The sequence below is a fragment of the Microbacterium sp. zg.Y909 genome, from assembly GCF_024626565.1.
The window spans coordinates 1-15,451 of sequence record NZ_JANJFJ010000076.1 but is presented as its reverse complement, the minus strand read 5'-3'; the positions used below and the strand labels follow the sequence as shown (position 1 = coordinate 15,451).

Sequence of the window (15,451 nt, the reverse complement as noted above, 5' to 3'; positions counted from 1 at the left end):
GCGCTGCACGCCGTGTCGGCCCTGGATCTCGGCATCCCCATCGCCGCCGGCAACGTCGTGACGGCCGAGGGAGTGGCGGATCTCATGGCGGCGGGCGCGTCGATCCTGAAGGTCGGCGTGGGACCGGGTGCGATGTGCACGACGCGCATGATGACCGCCGTCGGGCGCCCCCAGTTCTCGGCCGTGCTCGAGACGGCGCAGGCGGCCGCCGAGCACGGCGGACACATGTGGGCCGACGGCGGCGTGCGCTACCCGCGGGACGTGGCCCTCGCGCTGGCGGCGGGCGCGGCATCGGTGATGATCGGCTCCTGGTTCGCCGGCACGATCGAGGCGCCGGGAGAGTTGCTGACAGACGACGCGGGGCGGGCCTATAAGGAGTCGTGGGGGATGGCCTCGACCAAGGCGGTGCACGAGCGCTTCGGGCGGCTGGACCCCTATGAGCTGGCCCGCAGGGAGCTGTTCGCCGAGGGGATCTCGTCGTCGAAGATCTACCTCGATCCGCTGCGGCCAGGGCTGGAGGATCTGCTGGACATGATCACCTCCGGGGTGCGCTCGTCGTTCACCTACGCCGGTGCGGCCAGCGTCGCCGAGTTCCACGAGCGCGCCATGGTCGGCGTGCAGTCCGCCGCCGGCTACGAAGAGGGAAAGGCCCTGCCCGTCAGCTGGTGATCCCGTAGAATTCCCCTACGATGGACGACCCTCCCAGTAGTAGATGCTCGCCCCACCGACCCTTTCTCCCCCTGACGGGGGGTGACGCGTGATGGATTACGTGATGTTGGGCGTGGGGCTGCTTCTGACAGTCGGCACCGGCCTCTTCGTCGCCAGTGAGTTCGCCCTGGTGAACCTGGACCGAGCGGACCTGGAGTCGCGCCAGGCCGCGGGCGAGACTCGCCTGTCGATCACCATCTCGGCGCTGCGCATCACCTCGACGCACCTGTCGAGCGCTCAGCTGGGCATCACGCTGACGACGCTGCTCACCGGCTACACCATGGAGCCGGCGATCTCGAACCTGCTCGCTCCCGTCTTCGACGGGTGGGGCTGGTCGGAGGCCGTCTCGCGTCCGGTGGCCGCCGTGGTCGGCATGTCAATCGCGACGATCTTCTCGATGATCCTCGGCGAGCTCGTGCCGAAGAACTTCGCCCTCGCCATCCCGCGCCAGACTGCGAAGCTCGTGATGCCGTTCCAGGTCGGGTTCACCACGGTGTTCCGCCCCGCCGTCTCGGTGCTCAACGGCAGCGCCAACGGCATCTTGCGCGCGATGGGCGTGGAGCCGAAGGAGGAGCTCTCCGGCGCCCGCACGGCCGAGGAGCTGTCGAGCCTCGTGCGGCGGTCTGCCAGCGCCGGTGTGCTCGAGCAGGACACCGCCTCGCTGCTGCAGCGCACCCTCACCTTCTCGCGCCTCACCGCCGCCGACGTCATGACGCCGCGACCGAGCGTGCACGCCGTCGCCGCGTCGGACTCGGTCGAGGACGTCATCCAGCTCGCGCGGCGCACCGGCCACAGCCGGTTCCCGGTGTACGACGACTCGATGGACGACATCACGGGCGTTGTGCACCTCAAGGCCGCCGTCAGCGTGCCGCGCGACCGCCGCGTCGACGTGCCGGCCGCCGCGATCGCCTCGGAGCCGCTGCGTGTGCCCGAGGCCGTGCACCTGGACGCCCTCATGTCCGAGCTGCGGGCGCGCGGCTACCAGATGGCCATCGTGGTCGACGAGTACGGCGGCACTGCCGGCGTCGTGACCCTGGAGGACCTCGTCGAGGAGATCGTCGGGGAGGTGCTCGACGAGCACGACCGCAGCCGCGCGGGGATCGTGCGCACGGCCGGTCTCGTGACCTTCCCCGGCGAGCTGCGCCCCGACGAACTGCGTGACCGCACCGGCATCCGCGTGCCCGAAGGGGACGTGTACGACACCGTGGGCGGGTACGTCATGAGCGTGCTGGAGCGCATCCCGGTCGTCGGCGACAGCATCGAACTCGAAGACGGCACGCTGACGGTGCAGCGCATGGACGGACGACGGGTCGGACGCGTGAGGTTCACCCCGCGCCCGATCGTGCAAGGCACCGAAGAAAGGGCACGCGATGAGTGACTGGGCCGGAATCGCATGGCTCGTCGTGCTGCTGGTGTTCAACGCGTTCTTCGTGGGCGCCGAGTTCGCCGTCATCTCCGCGCGCCGCTCGCAGATCGAGCCGTTGGCAGAAAAGGGATCCCGGCCGGCCAAGACGGCGCTGTGGGCCATGGAGCACGCCACGCTCATGCTCGCGACGTGTCAGCTCGGCATCACGATCTGCTCCCTGCTGATCCTCAACGTCTCCGAACCCGCCATCCACCACCTGCTGGCGGTCCCGCTGGGGCTGACGGGGCTGGGCGAGGGGGTCGTCGACGTCATCGCGTTCGTCATCGCCCTGCTGCTGGTGTCGTACCTGCACGTCGTCTTCGGCGAGATGGTGCCGAAGAACCTGGCGTTCTCGCTGCCGGACCGCGCCGTGCTGCTGCTGGCGACGCCCCTGGTGTGGGTGTCGCGGCTCTTCCACCCGATCATCGTGACCCTCAACTGGATCGCCAACCACGTGCTTCGGCTGTTCCGCGTCGAGCCCAAGGACGAGGCCGCCTCGACCTTCACACTCGACGAGGTCGCGACGATCGTGAACCAGTCGCGCATCGAGGGCGTGCTCGACGATGCCTCGGGCACGGTGGCGGCGGCGGTGGAGTTCACCGACAAGAAGGCCAAAGACGTCGCGGTGCCGCTGTCGTCGCTGGTGACCCTGCCGGAATCGACCACGCCCGACGAGATCGAGCGGGCGGTGGCCAAGCACGGCTTCTCGCGCTACGTGATCGTCGACGCCGAGGGGGCGCCGCTGGGATACGTGCACCTGAAGGATGTGCTGCGCGAGGCGGAAGGCCCCGATGCCGCAACGGCCGCGTCCGCACCGGTGAAGCCCAAGCGGATCCACCACATGGTGCCGGTGGCCGAGACGACCGATCTCGAAGACGCGCTCGCGATCATGCGCCGCTCCAGCCGCCACCTCGCGCAGGTGCGCGACCAGTCCGGCCGCACCACCGCGGTGCTGTTCCTCGAGGACATCATCGAAGAGCTGGTCGGTGAAGTGCAGGACGCCACGCGGCGCCTGCGGTGAGGTGATGACGGCGAACCACCTCAGGGGCGGCGTGCCCGCACGTACTGTGGCGGCCAGTATCCGATGTCCTCGCCCAGCTCGCCCGCGGCGCGCAGCGCGAAGTGCGGGTCGCGCAGCCACTCCCGTCCGGCCATGACGACGTCGGCGTCGCCCTCGACGAGGACGCGCTCCGCCTGTGCGGCATCCGTGATCTCGCCCACGGCGCTGACCGGCACGTGCGCCGCCGCCCGCACCTGCGCGGCCAGCGGCACCTGGTAGCCGGGGCCCGTGGTGATGCGCTGATGTGCGACGAGCCCGCCGCTGGAGATGTCGATGAGTGCGACGCCACGCTCGGCCACCCAGCCGGCGACGGTCGCAGTGTCTTCCACGTCCCACCCGCCTTCGGCCCAATCGGTCGCCGAGAAGCGCACGATCACGGGCACGCCGGGCGCGGCGGCGGCCACAGCATCGCAGACCCGCAGCAGCAGGCGGGCGCGTCCCTCGAGGGAGCCGCCGTACTCGTCGTCGCGCAGATTCGCCAGCGGCGAGAGGAACTGGTGCAGCAGGTAGCCGTGGGCGGCGTGGATCTCCAGCACCTCGAAGCCGGCATCCACGGCGCGTGCGGCGGCAGCGGCGAACGCGTCGACGATGCGGTCGATGCCGGCCGGATCCAGCGCCTCGGGCGTGGCGAAGCCCTCGAACGCGACGGCGGACGGTGCGACGGTGCGCCAGCCGCCGTCGGCGGCAGGGACGCTGCCACGGTGCCCGGAGAAGGGCGACCAGGTCGAGGCCTTGCGTCCGGCGTGGGCCAGCTGCACGGCCGGCACCGCGCCGCGGCGGCGGATGGCGGCGGCGATGGGGGCCCACGCGTCGCGCTGGGCGTCGTTCCACAGTCCGACGTCCTCGGGTGAGATCCGGCCCTCCGGCGAGACGGCGGTCGCCTCGGCCATGACCAGGCCCGCCCCGCCGGAGGCGAACTGCGCGAGGTGCACGTGGTGCCATTCCCCTGGCACGCCGTCCTCGGCCGAGTACTGGCACATCGGGGCGACCCACAGCCGGTTGCGGGTGGTGACGGCGGTGGCGGGGTCGGTGCCGAGGATGAAGGGCTGGAACAGCAGGGTCACGGTGCCTCCGGCACGGGTAGGGTGGCGCCCATGGTCGGAGCGCGGGCGTGGACGCATACGGATGTCGCGGCGTCCCTGTGGATGCCAACGGACGCCGACCACAAGTATTCCCGCGGCGTCGTGGGGGTGCGAACCGGATCGGACCGCTATCCGGGCGCCGCGGTGCTGGGCGTCGAGGCCGCGTGGCGCACGGGCATCGGCATGGTCCGCTACGTCGGACCCGAGACCGCCGCCGCCGCCGTGCTGGCCAGGCGCCCCGAGACGGTGACCGGCGACGGGCGCGTGCAGGCCTGGCTGATCGGCTCGGGGACGGATGCCGCGGAGCGCACCCGCGCCGAGACCGCGGCGCTTCGCCACCTGCTCGCCGGCGACGTGCCGGTGGTGGCCGACGCGGGTGCGCTGGACCTGGCGCCCGGTGCCACGGCGCCACTGGTCGTCACGCCCCACGAGCGCGAGCACGCGACGCTCTGGGCGGCGCTCGGACGGGACGAGCCCGTCGGAGCCGATCGCGTGACAGCCGCCCTCGACACCGCTGCGGCGCTCGGGGGCGTCGTGCTGCTCAAGGGCGCCGAGACGATCGTCGCCTCGCCGGACGGGACGGCGGTGCGGGTGAGGGCGGGCACGCCGTGGCTCGCGACGGCCGGAACCGGTGACGTGCTGGGCGGCGTGGTCGCCGCGCTCGTGGCCGCACGGGCGGCCGGCGGCGACGTCGAGCCGACGGGGCTCGTGGCGTCGGCGGCATCCGGCGCGTGGCTGCACGGGCAGGCGGGCGCCCTCGCATCCCGTGACGCGGGCGGGGGACCCATCACGGCGCTGGATGTCGCGGCGGCGCTCCCTCGCGTGGTCGGCGCCGTGCTGTCCGGGCGCTTCTGACCGGCACGGCCCCGGTCCGTAGGATGGGCACCGTGTCGACGCGTGCGCTGCTGTGGCTTGCCTTCGCCGTCGTGCACGTCGGCGTCGCAGTGCTGGGCTTCGTCATGCCGAACCAGCCCATGGGCGATGTGTACCTGGTGTACGAGCCCTGGTCGTCCTGTGCGCTGTGGGGCGGCACGTCGTCGTACTGCCCCGACGGACGCGAGGTCATGGGTGTCACGGCGCCCTGGGTGTACCCCCAGCTGGCGCTCGTCCCGATGCTGGCGGGGTGGCTGTTCGCCGGGCCCGGCGGCTACACGGTGGGCTGGGCTGTGGTGGTCACGATCGCCGACGCGGTGGCGTTCGCGCTGCTGGTGGGCGGGGGGCGCTCCCGCGGCCGCGTGGCCGGCGCCTGGTTCTGGCTCGCGTTCATCGCGCTGCTCGGACCCGTGGGGATGTACCGCCTCGACGGACTGACGGTCGCCCTCGCGGTGATGGGATGCCTGTGGCTCTCGGGCCGGCCGCTCCTCGCCGCCGTGCTCCTGTCTGTGGGTACCTGGATCAAGGTGTGGCCGGCAGCGCTCCTGGCCGCGGCCGTCATCGCCCTGCGCGCCCGGATGCGGGTGGTCGCCGGCGCCGTGGCCGTCTCGGCCGTCACGGCGGCGGCCGTGCTCGCGGCGGGAGGCGGCGCGTACCTCTTCGGCTTCGTCCGCGGTCAGACCGAGCGCGGGCTGCAGATCGAGGCGCCGGTCAGCACCGTGCACATGTGGCTCACAGCGCTCGGGGTGCCGGGTTCTCAGCTCTACTACGACCGCGACATGCTGACCTTCCAGGTGACCGGACCCGGGGTCGAGGGGCTGAGCGCAGCGATGACGCCGCTCATGGCGGCCGTGATGCTGGCGGTGGCCTGCATCGGAGTGGTCAAGGTGCGTCGGGGCGCCCACGTGGTGGCGCTGCTGCCGCCGCTGGCGCTCAGCCTCGTGATGACCTTCGTCGTGGTGAACAAGGTGGGTTCTCCACAGTTCGCGACGTGGATGGTGGCCCCGCTCGTGCTCGGGCTGGTGCTCGACCGGCGCCGCTGGTGGCGGCCGGCCGTGCTGGCGCTGGTGATCGCCCTGCTCACGCAGCTGATCTACCCGGTGCTCTACGGCGGCGTGCTTGCTGCGGCGCCCTGGCCCGTCACGGTGCTCACCCTTCGCAACCTGCTCTCTGTCGTGCTGTGGGTGTGGGCGTTCGTGCGCATCGCGCGTGTGCCCGTGCCCGCCGGAGCGCCGCGCCGAGCGGCATCCGCCCGATTCGTGTCGATCTGATTCCTGGAGGTTCCCATGCTCATCGCCTTCTCCGTCGCTCCCAGCGGCACCGGCCGAGCCGACGGCTCGGTGCATGACGCGGTCGCGGCGGCCGTGGCCGTCGTGCGCGCTTCTGGCCTGCCGCACCGCACGACCTCGATGTTCACCGAGGTCGAGGGCGAGTGGGACGAGGTCTTCGACGTGGTCAAGCGCGCCACCGAGGCAGTTCTGCCGTTCGGGTCGCGGGTGTCGCTCGTGCTGAAGGCCGACATCAGGCCGGGCCACACCGGCGAGATCGACGGCAAGGTGCAGCGCCTCGAGCAGGCGCTGGATGCCGCCGCGAACGAGTCCGCCGGCACCGAGGACTGACCGGCGTGCCGGAGGACGCGAACGACCCCGCCGTTCCCCTGGCGGGGACCGTCGTGCTGCTGCGGGACGGCGACGCAGGGCTCGAGGTGCTGATGCTGGAGCGGCCGGACCGGGGGTCGTTCGCCGGCGCGTGGGTGTTCCCGGGTGGCAAGGTGGATGCCGACGACCGCGTCGGCCCCACTGACTCCGAGGAGGACGTCGCCCGCGTCGCCGGAGTGCGCGAGACCCGCGAAGAGGTGGGGCTGTGCATCGACCCGGCGGAGCTGGTCACCCTGTCGGTCTGGGACCCGCCGCCCGCGCTGCCGCTGCGCATCCGCACCTGGTTCTTCCTCGCACCCGACCCCGGCGGCGAGGTGCGTCCGGCGCCCGACGAGGCCGTCGCGGCGCGGTGGCTCCGGCCCGCCGACGCGCTCGCGGCGCACGGCCGGGACGAGATGATCCTCTATCCGCCGACGTGGGTCGCGCTGCACGGTCTTCTCGGCCACGACGACGCGGGCAGCGCGCTCGCCGCGGCGCGCCTGGGCGGCATCCAGCATTTCGAGACCGTCGCGCACCGGGGCACCGACGGACCGCTGCTGCTGTGGCAGGAAGACGCCGAGTACGAGCCGTCGGCTGCCGGCGGTGCGGCCCGCCACCGCCTCGAGGTCGGCGCCCTGCCGTGGCGCTACACGCGCGCCGCCGGCTGAGCGCTCAGCTCTGCAGCAGACGCCGCAGGTGGTGGCCGACGGCGGCAGTCTCGATCAGGAACCCGTCGTGGCCGAAGTCGCTGGAGAGCACCACCGCGGCGTCGCCGTCGAGCGTGTGCGGGATGCCGCGGGCGATGCGGTGCTGCCCGTCGACGGGGAACAGTCGGTCGCTGTCGATGCCGAGCACCAGGGTCGTGGCGCTCACGCGCGCCAGGGCGTCCTCGATGCCGCCGCGGTCACGGCCGACGTCGTGCGAGTCCATCGCCTCCACCAGCACCAGGTAGCTGTTGGCGTCGAAGCGGCGCGTGAACTTGTTGCCGTGGAAGTCGAGGTAGGACTCCACGGCGAACCGGCCGCCGTGGCCGAGCGGGCTCTTGCCGGATTGCCACGAGCGCTGGAAGCGCGAGTTCAGCTCGGTGGGGGAGCGGTAGTTCAGCAGCGCCATGCGGCGCGCCAGCGCGAGGCCCCGGTGCGGACCGTCGCCGTCGCCGGCGTCGTAGTACTCCCCGCCCTGGAATCTCGGGTCGATCTGGATCGCCTCCAACTGCACCGAGTTCAGCGCGATCTGGTCGGCGGTGTTCGCCGGGGGAGCCGAGAGCACCGCCAGACGTTCGACGCGGTCGGGAGCGGACACCGCCCACTCCAGCGCATGCATGCCGCCCATCGATCCGCCCACGACCGCCGCCCAGCTGCCCACGCCGTGGGCGTCGGCCAGGCGCACCTGCGCGGCCACCTGGTCGCGGATGGTGAGGTACGGGAAGCGCGAGGCCCATTCGTAACCGTCGGGACCGATGCTCGCCGGGCCGGTCGATCCCTGGCATCCGCCCAGCATGTTCGGGGCGACGACGAACCAGCGATCGGTGTCGATCGGGGCGCCGGGACCGACGATGTCGCTCCACCAGCCGGCGGTGGGGTGGCCAGGGCCGGCAGGCCCGCGCACGTGGGAGTCACCGGTGAGGGCGTGCAGGATCAGCACGGCGTTGTCGCGGGCGGGGTTCAGCTCGCCCCAGGTCTCGTACGCGAGGCGCATCGCGGACAGTTCGCGGCCGCTCTCGGTGCGGAAGGCTCCGAACGCTTCGAACCTGCGGTCACCTGGCGGGTCTCCGTCGCGCCAGGCGCCGGTCGCGGGAGGGCGGCCCAGCAGCAGGCGCGCGTCGGCCTCGGTCACCGGCGCCGAGGGCACGGTGTCTTCGGAGGTCTGCCAGTCCACGTCCCCCATTCTGGTCGGTGCGGTCGAGAGAGTGCCCCGTGTTACGTGTCCGGAGGTCGCGGTAGGGTCCGCCCATGAGCGCAATCGACTATCTTCTGGACTCCGATCCGGCCATCGCTGGCAGGTGCTGCGAGATCTGACGGATGTCGCGCCCGAAGAGGTCGCCGCGGAGCGTGCGCGGGTGGCCACGGAGGGTTGGGGAGCCCGGCTGCTCGCCGAGCAGGCCGAGGACGGGCTGTGGGACGGGGGCACCTATCGCCCCGGCTGGGTGGATGAGAGCCGCCCGTTCTACGACGCGTGGTCGGCCACGCATCCGTCACTGGAACTGCTGCGCGCGTTCGGGCCCGACCCAGCGGCGCCCGAGGTCGTGCGCGCGATCACGCGGGTGCGCGAGCACGTCCGCTGGGATCACGAGGGGCAGCCCTACTTCGACGGCGAGGTCGAGCCGTGCATCAACGGGGGAGCGCTGGCCAACGCCGCCTACTTCGGGCAGGACGGCCGCATGATCGTCGAGACGCTGCTGTCGGGGCAGCTGGCCGACGGCGGGTGGAACTGCTGGGACGACGACGGCACGAGCCGCTCGTCGTTCCACTCCACGATCTGCGCGCTGGAGGGCCTGTGGGCGTGGGAGCAGGCCGACGGCGGATCGGATGCCGTGGCCGCCGCCCGCGCGCGCGGCGAGGAGTACCTGCTGGAGCGGCGCCTGCTCCGCCGCGTCTCCAACGGTGAGGTCATCGACCCCCGCTTCACCATGGCGTCCTTCCCCACCCGGTGGTACTACGACGTCCTGCGTGCTCTGGACTACATGCGGGAGGCGCGCCCGGAGCGTGACGCCCGCTGCGTGGAAGCGATCGACCTGCTGCGCGCGAAGATGCTCCCGTTCGGGATGTGGAAGCTCGAGCTGACCCACCAGGGCCCCACGCTGTTCGACCTGGAGGCAGAGCACGAGGGGTTCCCGAGCCGCTGGGTGACGCTGCGCGCGCTGCGGGTGCTGCGGTGGTGGGACGGCGCCTGATTCAGAAGAACGGTCGGACCTCGTAGGTGGCGCCGTGCTGGCCGGCGAGGGCCACCGGCACTCCATCGACCGACTGCACGAAGCGGTGATCGGTGTCGAGGTCCCGCGGGACGCGCGCGTCCACTCCCGGCAGCGCCCCCGACGACTCGTTCGAGATCCACACCACGCGGCCGTCGCGGGCGGCGCGCACCTGGTCCACCAGATCGACGAAGCGGCGCCGCGCGTCCTGATCGAGGTACAGCAGCACGGCGCTGTGGAAGACCACCAGCGTGGCATCCGCCGGTGCCGATGCGGCGACCTCCGGCAGAGCCTCGAGCAGATCGCCGCGGACGATGCCGGGCGGATCTGCCGCCGCGATCTCCGCCGCTGCGCGGAGCCGCGCCACGCGGCCGTCGTGGTCGGGACCGGGCCACACCAGGGTCGCGAGCCAGTCGATCGCGGTGGCGTCCCGGGGGTCGATCGGGGCCAGATCGATGCCGCGCCGCCAGATGACCTCGGGAATGCGCTCGGGCACCGCTTCGTCGTCGTCCACGCGACACGGCATCACGACAGCTGCGTCACCGATGCGATGGATGCCGCCGGGGGCGGTGTATTCGTATGCGTAGCGATCCGGCAGCAGGCACAGCCCCGCCGCGGTGCCGACCTCCAGCAGCGCGAGGGGGCCGGGGATGCGTGCGAGCTGCGGCACCAGCGTGGCGCACCGCGCGGGCTCGTTGGTCTGGGTGGTGCGGGACCGTGCGATCTCGGCGACCCGATCCCAGTTCCCCTCGAGCCACTCCCGCCACTGCGGGAACGGCTCGAGGGGACTTCCCGCCCAACGAGCGGCGGCGAAGACGCGGTTCGGCTGGCGCACGGCGGGCGGGAGGGCGGCGATGTGGGCGAGGATGCCGGGGTCCTTCGCGATGCCGGTCGCCCAGTGCTCGTACAGCGGGGACGTGCCGTGCGCCCAGCGGCGCCCGAAATCGTCGTAGGTCGCGGCGAGTGCGTCGGTCACCGCATCAGGGTACGGCGCCCGCCCCTCACCGGCCGGTCAGGCGCGCGCGGCCTCCGACAGGCGGCGGGCGGCGGCGAGAGCCTGCGCGAGGTCGGCCTTCAGATCCTCGACGGCCTCGATGCCCACCGACAGGCGCACCAGGCCCGGGGTGACACCCGAAGTGAGCTGCTGCTCGGGTGTCAGCTGCGAGTGCGTCGTGGAGGCGGGGTGGATGACGAGCGAGCGCACATCGCCGATGTTGGCGAGGTGACTGAACAGCGTCAGCGAGTTGACGAACTCGCGGCCGGCCGCGACGCCGCCCTTGAGCTCGAACGACAGCACCGCGCCGACGCCCTTCGGGGCGTAGGTGTTGGCGGCGGCGTACCAGGGCGAGGTCGGAAGGCCCGAGTAGTTCACGGCGGCGACGTCGTCGTGGTTCTCCAGCCACTCCGCGATCTCCTGAGCGTTCTGCACGTGACGCTCGATGCGCAGCGACAGGGTCTCGATGCCCTGCAGCAGCAGCCAGGCGCTCATCGGCGCGATGGCCGCGCCGAGGTCCCGCAGCAGCTGCACGCGGGCCTTGATGATGTAGGCCAGGCCGTCGCCGACGGCGGTGGTGTACGAGGCGCCGTGGTACGACGGGTCGGGTTCGGTGAGGCCCGGGAACTTCTCGACGTTCTGCGACCATGCGAAGCTGCCGCCATCGACGATGACGCCGCCGATGGTGGTGCCGTGGCCGCCGAGGAACTTCGTCGCGGAGTGCACGATGATGTCGGCGCCGTGCTCGAACGGGCGGATGAGGTAGGGCGTGGCGATCGTGTTGTCGACGATGAGCGGCACGCCGGACTCGTGGGCGATGTCGGCGACGGTGCGGATGTCGAGCACGTTGATCTGCGGGTTGCCGATCGTCTCGGCGAAGAACAGCTTCGTGTTCGGGCGCACCGCGCGGCGCCACTCCTCGGGGTCGTCCTGGTTCTCGACGAACGTCGTCTCGATGCCGAGCTTGGCGAGGGTGTACTTGAACAGGTTGTAGGTGCCGCCGTAGATCGAGCTCGACGACACGATGTGGTCGCCGGCCTGCGCGATGTTGAGCACGGCGAACGTCTCGGCTGCCTGGCCGCTGGCGACCAGCAGCGCGCCGGTGCCGCCCTCGAGCGCGGCGACGCGCTGCTCGACGACGTCCTGTGTGGGGTTCTGGATGCGGGTGTAGATGTTGCCGAACTCGGCCAGCGAGAACAGGTTCGCGGCGTGGTCGGCGTTGTCGAACACGTACGAGGTGGTCTGGTAGATCGGCGTGGCGCGCGCCTTGGTGACCGGGTCCGGGGCGGCACCGGAGTGGATCTGCTTGGTCTCGAAGCGCCAGTTCTCGGGTGCGGACATGATGACTCCTGGATCTCGGGCCGACCGCGGCTGCCGCGGCCTGGTCTGAGGCTACGGACTGGGCACGCGTGTCAACAACGGGGCGGAAATGTGACGTAACCTGCGCGGTACGGTGGGTGCCATGACACGACGCGCGGTGGTCACGGGAGCGAGTTCGGGGATCGGCGAGGCCACGGTGCGCGCCCTCCGAAAGGCCGGATGGGACGTGGTGGGCGTCGCGCGCCGCGCGGAGCGGCTGGCGGCGCTGGAGAAGGAGACGGGCGCGGCGGCCTATGCGGCCGACCTCACGCAGCAGGCCGACGTCGACGCGCTCTCCGAGTGGCTCGCCGACACCGGGCCCGTGCACGCGCTCGTGCACGTGGCAGGAGGGGCGCGGGGGGCCGATCGTGTCGAGGACGGCGATCCGGCGGACTGGCGCTGGATGTTCGAGGTGAACGTGCTGTCCGCGCAGATGCTGGTGGCGGCCCTGCTGCCGCAGCTGCGCGCCGCCGCGGCCGTCGACGGGCACGCCGACACGCTCTTCGTCACCTCCACCGCGGCACAGCGTGCGTACCCCGGCGGCGGCGGATACAACGCGGCCAAAGCGGGGGAGTCCATGCTCGCCGAGGCGCTGCGCCTCGAGCTCAACGGCGAGCCGATCCGCGTCGTAGAGGTGGCTCCCGGCATGGTCTACACCGAGGAGTTCACGCTCAACCGCCTGGGCGGCGACCGCGCCGCGGCGGACCGGGTCTACGACGGCGTCGAGCAGCCGCTCGTGGCATCCGACGTCGCCGACGTCATCGCCTACGCGCTGAACGCACCGGGGCACGTCAACCTCGACCTCGTCACGATGCGCCCGGTGGCGCAGTCGGCGCAGCACCTGCTCGCGCGCGGTCCGCTGCGCCCACGTCGACGGGTGGAGTGAGCGACGAACGCGGTCTAGCGTGTGAGTCGAGGCGGGTTCTCGACTGAGGCGGTGGAGCCATGGGCGAAGTGCGGACGGCGTTGGGTGACCGGATCGTCTTCGACCGGTACGGGCCGGAGTCGGCGCCTGCGGTGATCTTCGTCGCCGGTGCGGGCCTCGCTCGGGCGGGCGACGGCGTGACCTCGGATACCGCGAGACGCATCGGAGAGGCCGACTTTCAGGCGATCGTGCACGACCGGGTGGGCCGAGGGGACTCGGCGGCATCGGGGCCGATCTCGCTGGAGCGGGAGGTGGAGGCCATCCGCGCGCTCGCACAGAACCTGGACGTCCCGGTGGTGCTCGTCGGCCACTCTTCCGGCTGCGCGATCGCGATCCGGGCGGCACCGTCGATCGTCGGGCTCAAGGGCCTCGTCCTGTGGGAGGCGCCGTTCGGGCAGTTCGACGGCGGAGCCACGGCGTGGTGGGAGAGCGTCCAGGGCCACATCGACGCGGGACGCCTCGGGGACGCGGTCGCGGCATACATGATCGACATGCCGCCGGGGTGGATCGACTTCCTCAAGGCGTCGCCGGAGTATCCCGCATTCATCCTGAGCTGGATTCCGGACGGCTCGGCGCTTGCCCTGCTCGAATCCCAAGGGCTGGAGTCGTCGCTGCGCGACACTTCGGTGCCCGTCCTCGCGGTGTACGGCACGGAATCGCTCCCCGGCATGGCACGTGCCGCAGTGGACATCGCCGCCGCCGCGCCGCGAGGATCGCACGAACAGGTGCGGGGAGCGGAGCACACGTGGGACTCGGAAGCGATGGCAGCGCGGCTCGTGCAGTTTCTCGCCACCGCGGAGCACGCGACCCACGGACCTGAGTGAGCCGGCTGCTCCGCTGTCGGCGGCTTTCGCCGGTGTCGGCCGGTGTCTAAAACGGTGCCGGCTCTTCGGCTGCGGCGATGGCCATGAACTCCAGTACCCGCCTCGGGATGTCGACATAGACCCGTCCGGTGGGGCTGGTCCATTCCAGGATGCCGTCGGGTTTCTGCACGACGCTCCACGCCGTGCCGTGTTTCACCGGGTGATGTCGTCCGGGGCAGAGGTTGGCGAGGTTGGTGACCCGGGTCGCTCCGCCGAGGGCGGCGTCGATGGTGTGGTCGCCGTCGCACTGTCTCGCGGGTCTTCGGCAGCCGGGGAACCGGCAGTGCTCGTCCCTCGCGTCGAGGAAGCGCCGCATCTGCATGCTGGGTCGGTAGGTATCGACCTGCAGCACCGCTCCGGTGGTGGGGGAGGTGAACAGTCGCTCCCAGACCTCGGCTGTCGCGGCGAGGTGCCGGGCGGTGTCGGGGTCGATGGGCCCGTATCCGACGAGTTCGGCGGGTTCGGTGCCTTCCCCGGTGAGGGTGGCAGCGGGGATGGTGATCTGCACGTGCGCAGTGATCGCGGCGGTCTCGGGGATGCTGCCGGCGGACACCGGGGCGGTGGCGTGTCCGGTGAGGAGCAGGTCGGTGAGCACGTCGGCGCGGACCTGGTCGGTGGTGCGGTGGTCGGTCGCGATGACGTCGGCGGTGCCCTCCGTGCCCTCGCCATCCGCGCCCGCCCGCGCACCCCGCGCCGCCGCGATGAGCTCCCGCGCATGGGCGGTGAGCCGCTCCCGGATCGCGTACGCCAGCGGTGCCGGCAGGATCGCGGCGAGTTCCGCCATGCCGTCGTCGAGGTCGCGCACCCATACCCGCCGCCCGGCGGTCGCTTCCGCGTGCCGTTCTTCCAGTGGCATCGGGTCGAGCTTCTGGGCGAGCATCAGGATGATCGGCTTCGCCCGCCCCGGCGTCTCCCGCTCCGCCACGACCAGGGCGGCCTGCTCGAATCTGGCCCGGGCGTCGGGGTCGGTGATGCGGGCGCCGGCATCCTGGATCACCCGCACGTGCGCGACGTCGATGCGGCCCGCTTCCAGCGCGGCCAGCGTCGCCGGGAACCCCTCCACCAGCCCCGCCGCGTCACGCATCCGTTCCTGCATGCCCCGATCCGAGCGGCGCAGCACCGCCGCAAGCTCGGCCGCCATGCCGCGGCGCGGCATCTCCCGCTCCCGCCCCTCACCCGACGGGATGCGCGCGGTTTCCTCGGCGGCGATCGCCTCGGCCCGCGCCAGCCACTGCAGCTCCTCCGCCTGCAACGCGGCGATCGCCTGGCGCGTGTGCTCCACGCCGGTGACCACCGCGCCGTGCGAGGCAGTGGCGATCGAGCTGGCGATCGAGGCGGTGACCGGGGAACTGTTCATACCCCAGATTCTGCCGACCCCCTCCGACATTCAGGGAGCACAAATCCCAGGCCACACCGGCATTGTGGATAACTCGATCCCTCCCCTGGCTGTGGAGGAAACAGCAGACGCGCCGACCGACCGATCCCATGCGCCGCCGCACCCGAAGCGCCCCTCCGTAGGCTGGTCGGGTGTGGACGGAGGAGCGGATGGCGATGACCCTGCCCGAACTCGCGGAGGCGGGAATGGTGGACCCCGGGTGGGCGCGGGCGCTGCAGCCGGTCGCCCCCGACATCGC

Annotated in this window: 15 protein-coding genes; 10 read left to right on the top strand and 5 right to left on the bottom strand. The window is 71.9% G+C overall.

What is annotated here, in order from left to right; genetic code table 11:
- From NQ160_RS07985 to NQ160_RS07975, 3 genes are all read left to right on the top strand, one after another.
- Positions 1-669: IMP dehydrogenase (locus tag NQ160_RS07985; RefSeq protein WP_257514689.1), on the top strand; the 669-nt coding region annotated here is incomplete at its 5' end.
- 91 nt (positions 670-760) lie between these two features.
- Complete coding sequence (locus NQ160_RS07980; protein WP_257514690.1) at positions 761-2,086, top strand: hemolysin family protein; 1,326 nt, start codon at positions 761-763, stop codon at positions 2,084-2,086.
- Entirely contained in the window at positions 2,079-3,134 is a 1,056-nt protein-coding gene (locus NQ160_RS07975) for a hemolysin family protein (protein WP_257514688.1), read from the top strand. Before NQ160_RS07980 ends, NQ160_RS07975 begins: the two co-directional genes overlap by 8 nt.
- A 20-nt stretch (positions 3,135-3,154) precedes the next feature.
- Here the strand turns inward: NQ160_RS07975 and NQ160_RS07970 are convergent, their stop codons facing one another.
- Positions 3,155-4,237, bottom strand: a complete 1,083-nt coding sequence (locus tag NQ160_RS07970) for an NADH:flavin oxidoreductase/NADH oxidase (RefSeq protein WP_257514687.1) — start codon at positions 4,235-4,237, stop codon at positions 3,155-3,157.
- Positions 4,238-4,318: 81 nt separating this feature from the next.
- Here NQ160_RS07970 and NQ160_RS07965 point away from each other — a divergent pair, with 81 nt between their 5' ends.
- The 4 genes from NQ160_RS07965 to NQ160_RS07950 are packed head-to-tail and all read left to right on the top strand — an operon-like array spanning position 4,319 to position 7,433.
- Positions 4,319-5,110 carry an ADP-dependent NAD(P)H-hydrate dehydratase gene (locus tag NQ160_RS07965; protein WP_306852846.1) on the top strand — a complete coding sequence of 264 codons (792 nt, stop codon included), beginning with the start codon at positions 4,319-4,321 and terminating at the stop codon, positions 5,108-5,110.
- Positions 5,111-5,142: 32 nt separating this feature from the next.
- Entirely contained in the window at positions 5,143-6,399 is a 1,257-nt protein-coding gene (locus tag NQ160_RS07960; RefSeq protein ID WP_257514685.1) for a hypothetical protein, read from the top strand.
- Positions 6,400-6,414: 15 nt separating this feature from the next.
- Entirely contained in the window at positions 6,415-6,747 is a 333-nt protein-coding gene (locus NQ160_RS07955) for a thiamine-binding protein (RefSeq protein WP_257514684.1), read from the top strand.
- 5 nt (positions 6,748-6,752) lie between these two features.
- Positions 6,753-7,433: an NUDIX hydrolase gene (locus NQ160_RS07950; protein ID WP_257514683.1), complete on the top strand. Its 681-nt coding sequence runs from the start codon at positions 6,753-6,755 to the stop codon at positions 7,431-7,433.
- Positions 7,434-7,437: 4 nt separating this feature from the next.
- On the opposite strand, the gene metX is transcribed toward NQ160_RS07950, so the two are convergent.
- Complete coding sequence (gene metX / locus NQ160_RS07945; RefSeq protein WP_257514682.1) at positions 7,438-8,643, bottom strand: homoserine O-acetyltransferase MetX; 1,206 nt, start codon at positions 8,641-8,643, stop codon at positions 7,438-7,440.
- 124 nt (positions 8,644-8,767) lie between these two features.
- Here metX and NQ160_RS07940 point away from each other — a divergent pair, with 124 nt between their 5' ends.
- Positions 8,768-9,658 (top strand): hypothetical protein, encoded by an 891-nt coding sequence (locus NQ160_RS07940; RefSeq protein WP_306852842.1) that lies wholly within the window; start codon positions 8,768-8,770, stop codon positions 9,656-9,658.
- A 1-nt stretch (position 9,659) separates the two neighbouring features.
- On the opposite strand, the gene NQ160_RS07935 is transcribed toward NQ160_RS07940, so the two are convergent.
- Both NQ160_RS07935 and NQ160_RS07930 read right to left on the bottom strand, forming a co-directional pair.
- Complete coding sequence (locus NQ160_RS07935; protein WP_257514681.1) at positions 9,660-10,652, bottom strand: DUF2332 domain-containing protein; 993 nt, start codon at positions 10,650-10,652, stop codon at positions 9,660-9,662.
- A 36-nt stretch (positions 10,653-10,688) separates the two neighbouring features.
- Positions 10,689-12,011, bottom strand: a complete 1,323-nt coding sequence (locus tag NQ160_RS07930; protein WP_257514680.1) for a bifunctional o-acetylhomoserine/o-acetylserine sulfhydrylase — start codon at positions 12,009-12,011, stop codon at positions 10,689-10,691.
- Positions 12,012-12,132: 121 nt separating this feature from the next.
- Between NQ160_RS07930 and NQ160_RS07925 the strand changes: the two genes are divergently transcribed.
- Positions 12,133-12,915, top strand: a complete 783-nt coding sequence (locus NQ160_RS07925) for an SDR family oxidoreductase (protein ID WP_257514679.1) — start codon at positions 12,133-12,135, stop codon at positions 12,913-12,915.
- Between the two features lie 59 nt (positions 12,916-12,974).
- Complete coding sequence (locus NQ160_RS07920) at positions 12,975-13,778, top strand: alpha/beta fold hydrolase (protein WP_257514678.1); 804 nt, start codon at positions 12,975-12,977, stop codon at positions 13,776-13,778.
- A gap of 46 nt (positions 13,779-13,824) precedes the next feature.
- On the opposite strand, the gene NQ160_RS07915 is transcribed toward NQ160_RS07920, so the two are convergent.
- Complete coding sequence (locus NQ160_RS07915; protein ID WP_257514677.1) at positions 13,825-15,174, bottom strand: HNH endonuclease signature motif containing protein; 1,350 nt, start codon at positions 15,172-15,174, stop codon at positions 13,825-13,827.
- Positions 15,175-15,451 lie beyond the last annotated feature (277 nt).

What these genes read in the sequence shown, in the direction of transcription:
- NQ160_RS07980 (WP_257514690.1), top strand. Translation starts at nt 761, where the DNA reads ATGGATTACGTGATGTTGGGCGTGGGGCTGCTTCTGACAGTCGGCACC.
- NQ160_RS07975 (WP_257514688.1), top strand. Translation starts at nt 2,079, where the DNA reads ATGAGTGACTGGGCCGGAATCGCATGGCTCGTCGTGCTGCTGGTGTTC.
- NQ160_RS07965 (WP_306852846.1), top strand. Translation starts at nt 4,319, where the DNA reads ATGCCAACGGACGCCGACCACAAGTATTCCCGCGGCGTCGTGGGGGTG.
- NQ160_RS07955 (WP_257514684.1), top strand. Translation starts at nt 6,415, where the DNA reads ATGCTCATCGCCTTCTCCGTCGCTCCCAGCGGCACCGGCCGAGCCGAC.
- NQ160_RS07930 (WP_257514680.1), bottom strand. Translation starts at nt 12,011, where the DNA reads ATGTCCGCACCCGAGAACTGGCGCTTCGAGACCAAGCAGATCCACTCC.
- NQ160_RS07925 (WP_257514679.1), top strand. Translation starts at nt 12,133, where the DNA reads ATGACACGACGCGCGGTGGTCACGGGAGCGAGTTCGGGGATCGGCGAG.
- NQ160_RS07920 (WP_257514678.1), top strand. Translation starts at nt 12,975, where the DNA reads ATGGGCGAAGTGCGGACGGCGTTGGGTGACCGGATCGTCTTCGACCGG.
- NQ160_RS07915 (WP_257514677.1), bottom strand. Translation starts at nt 15,174, where the DNA reads ATGAACAGTTCCCCGGTCACCGCCTCGATCGCCAGCTCGATCGCCACT.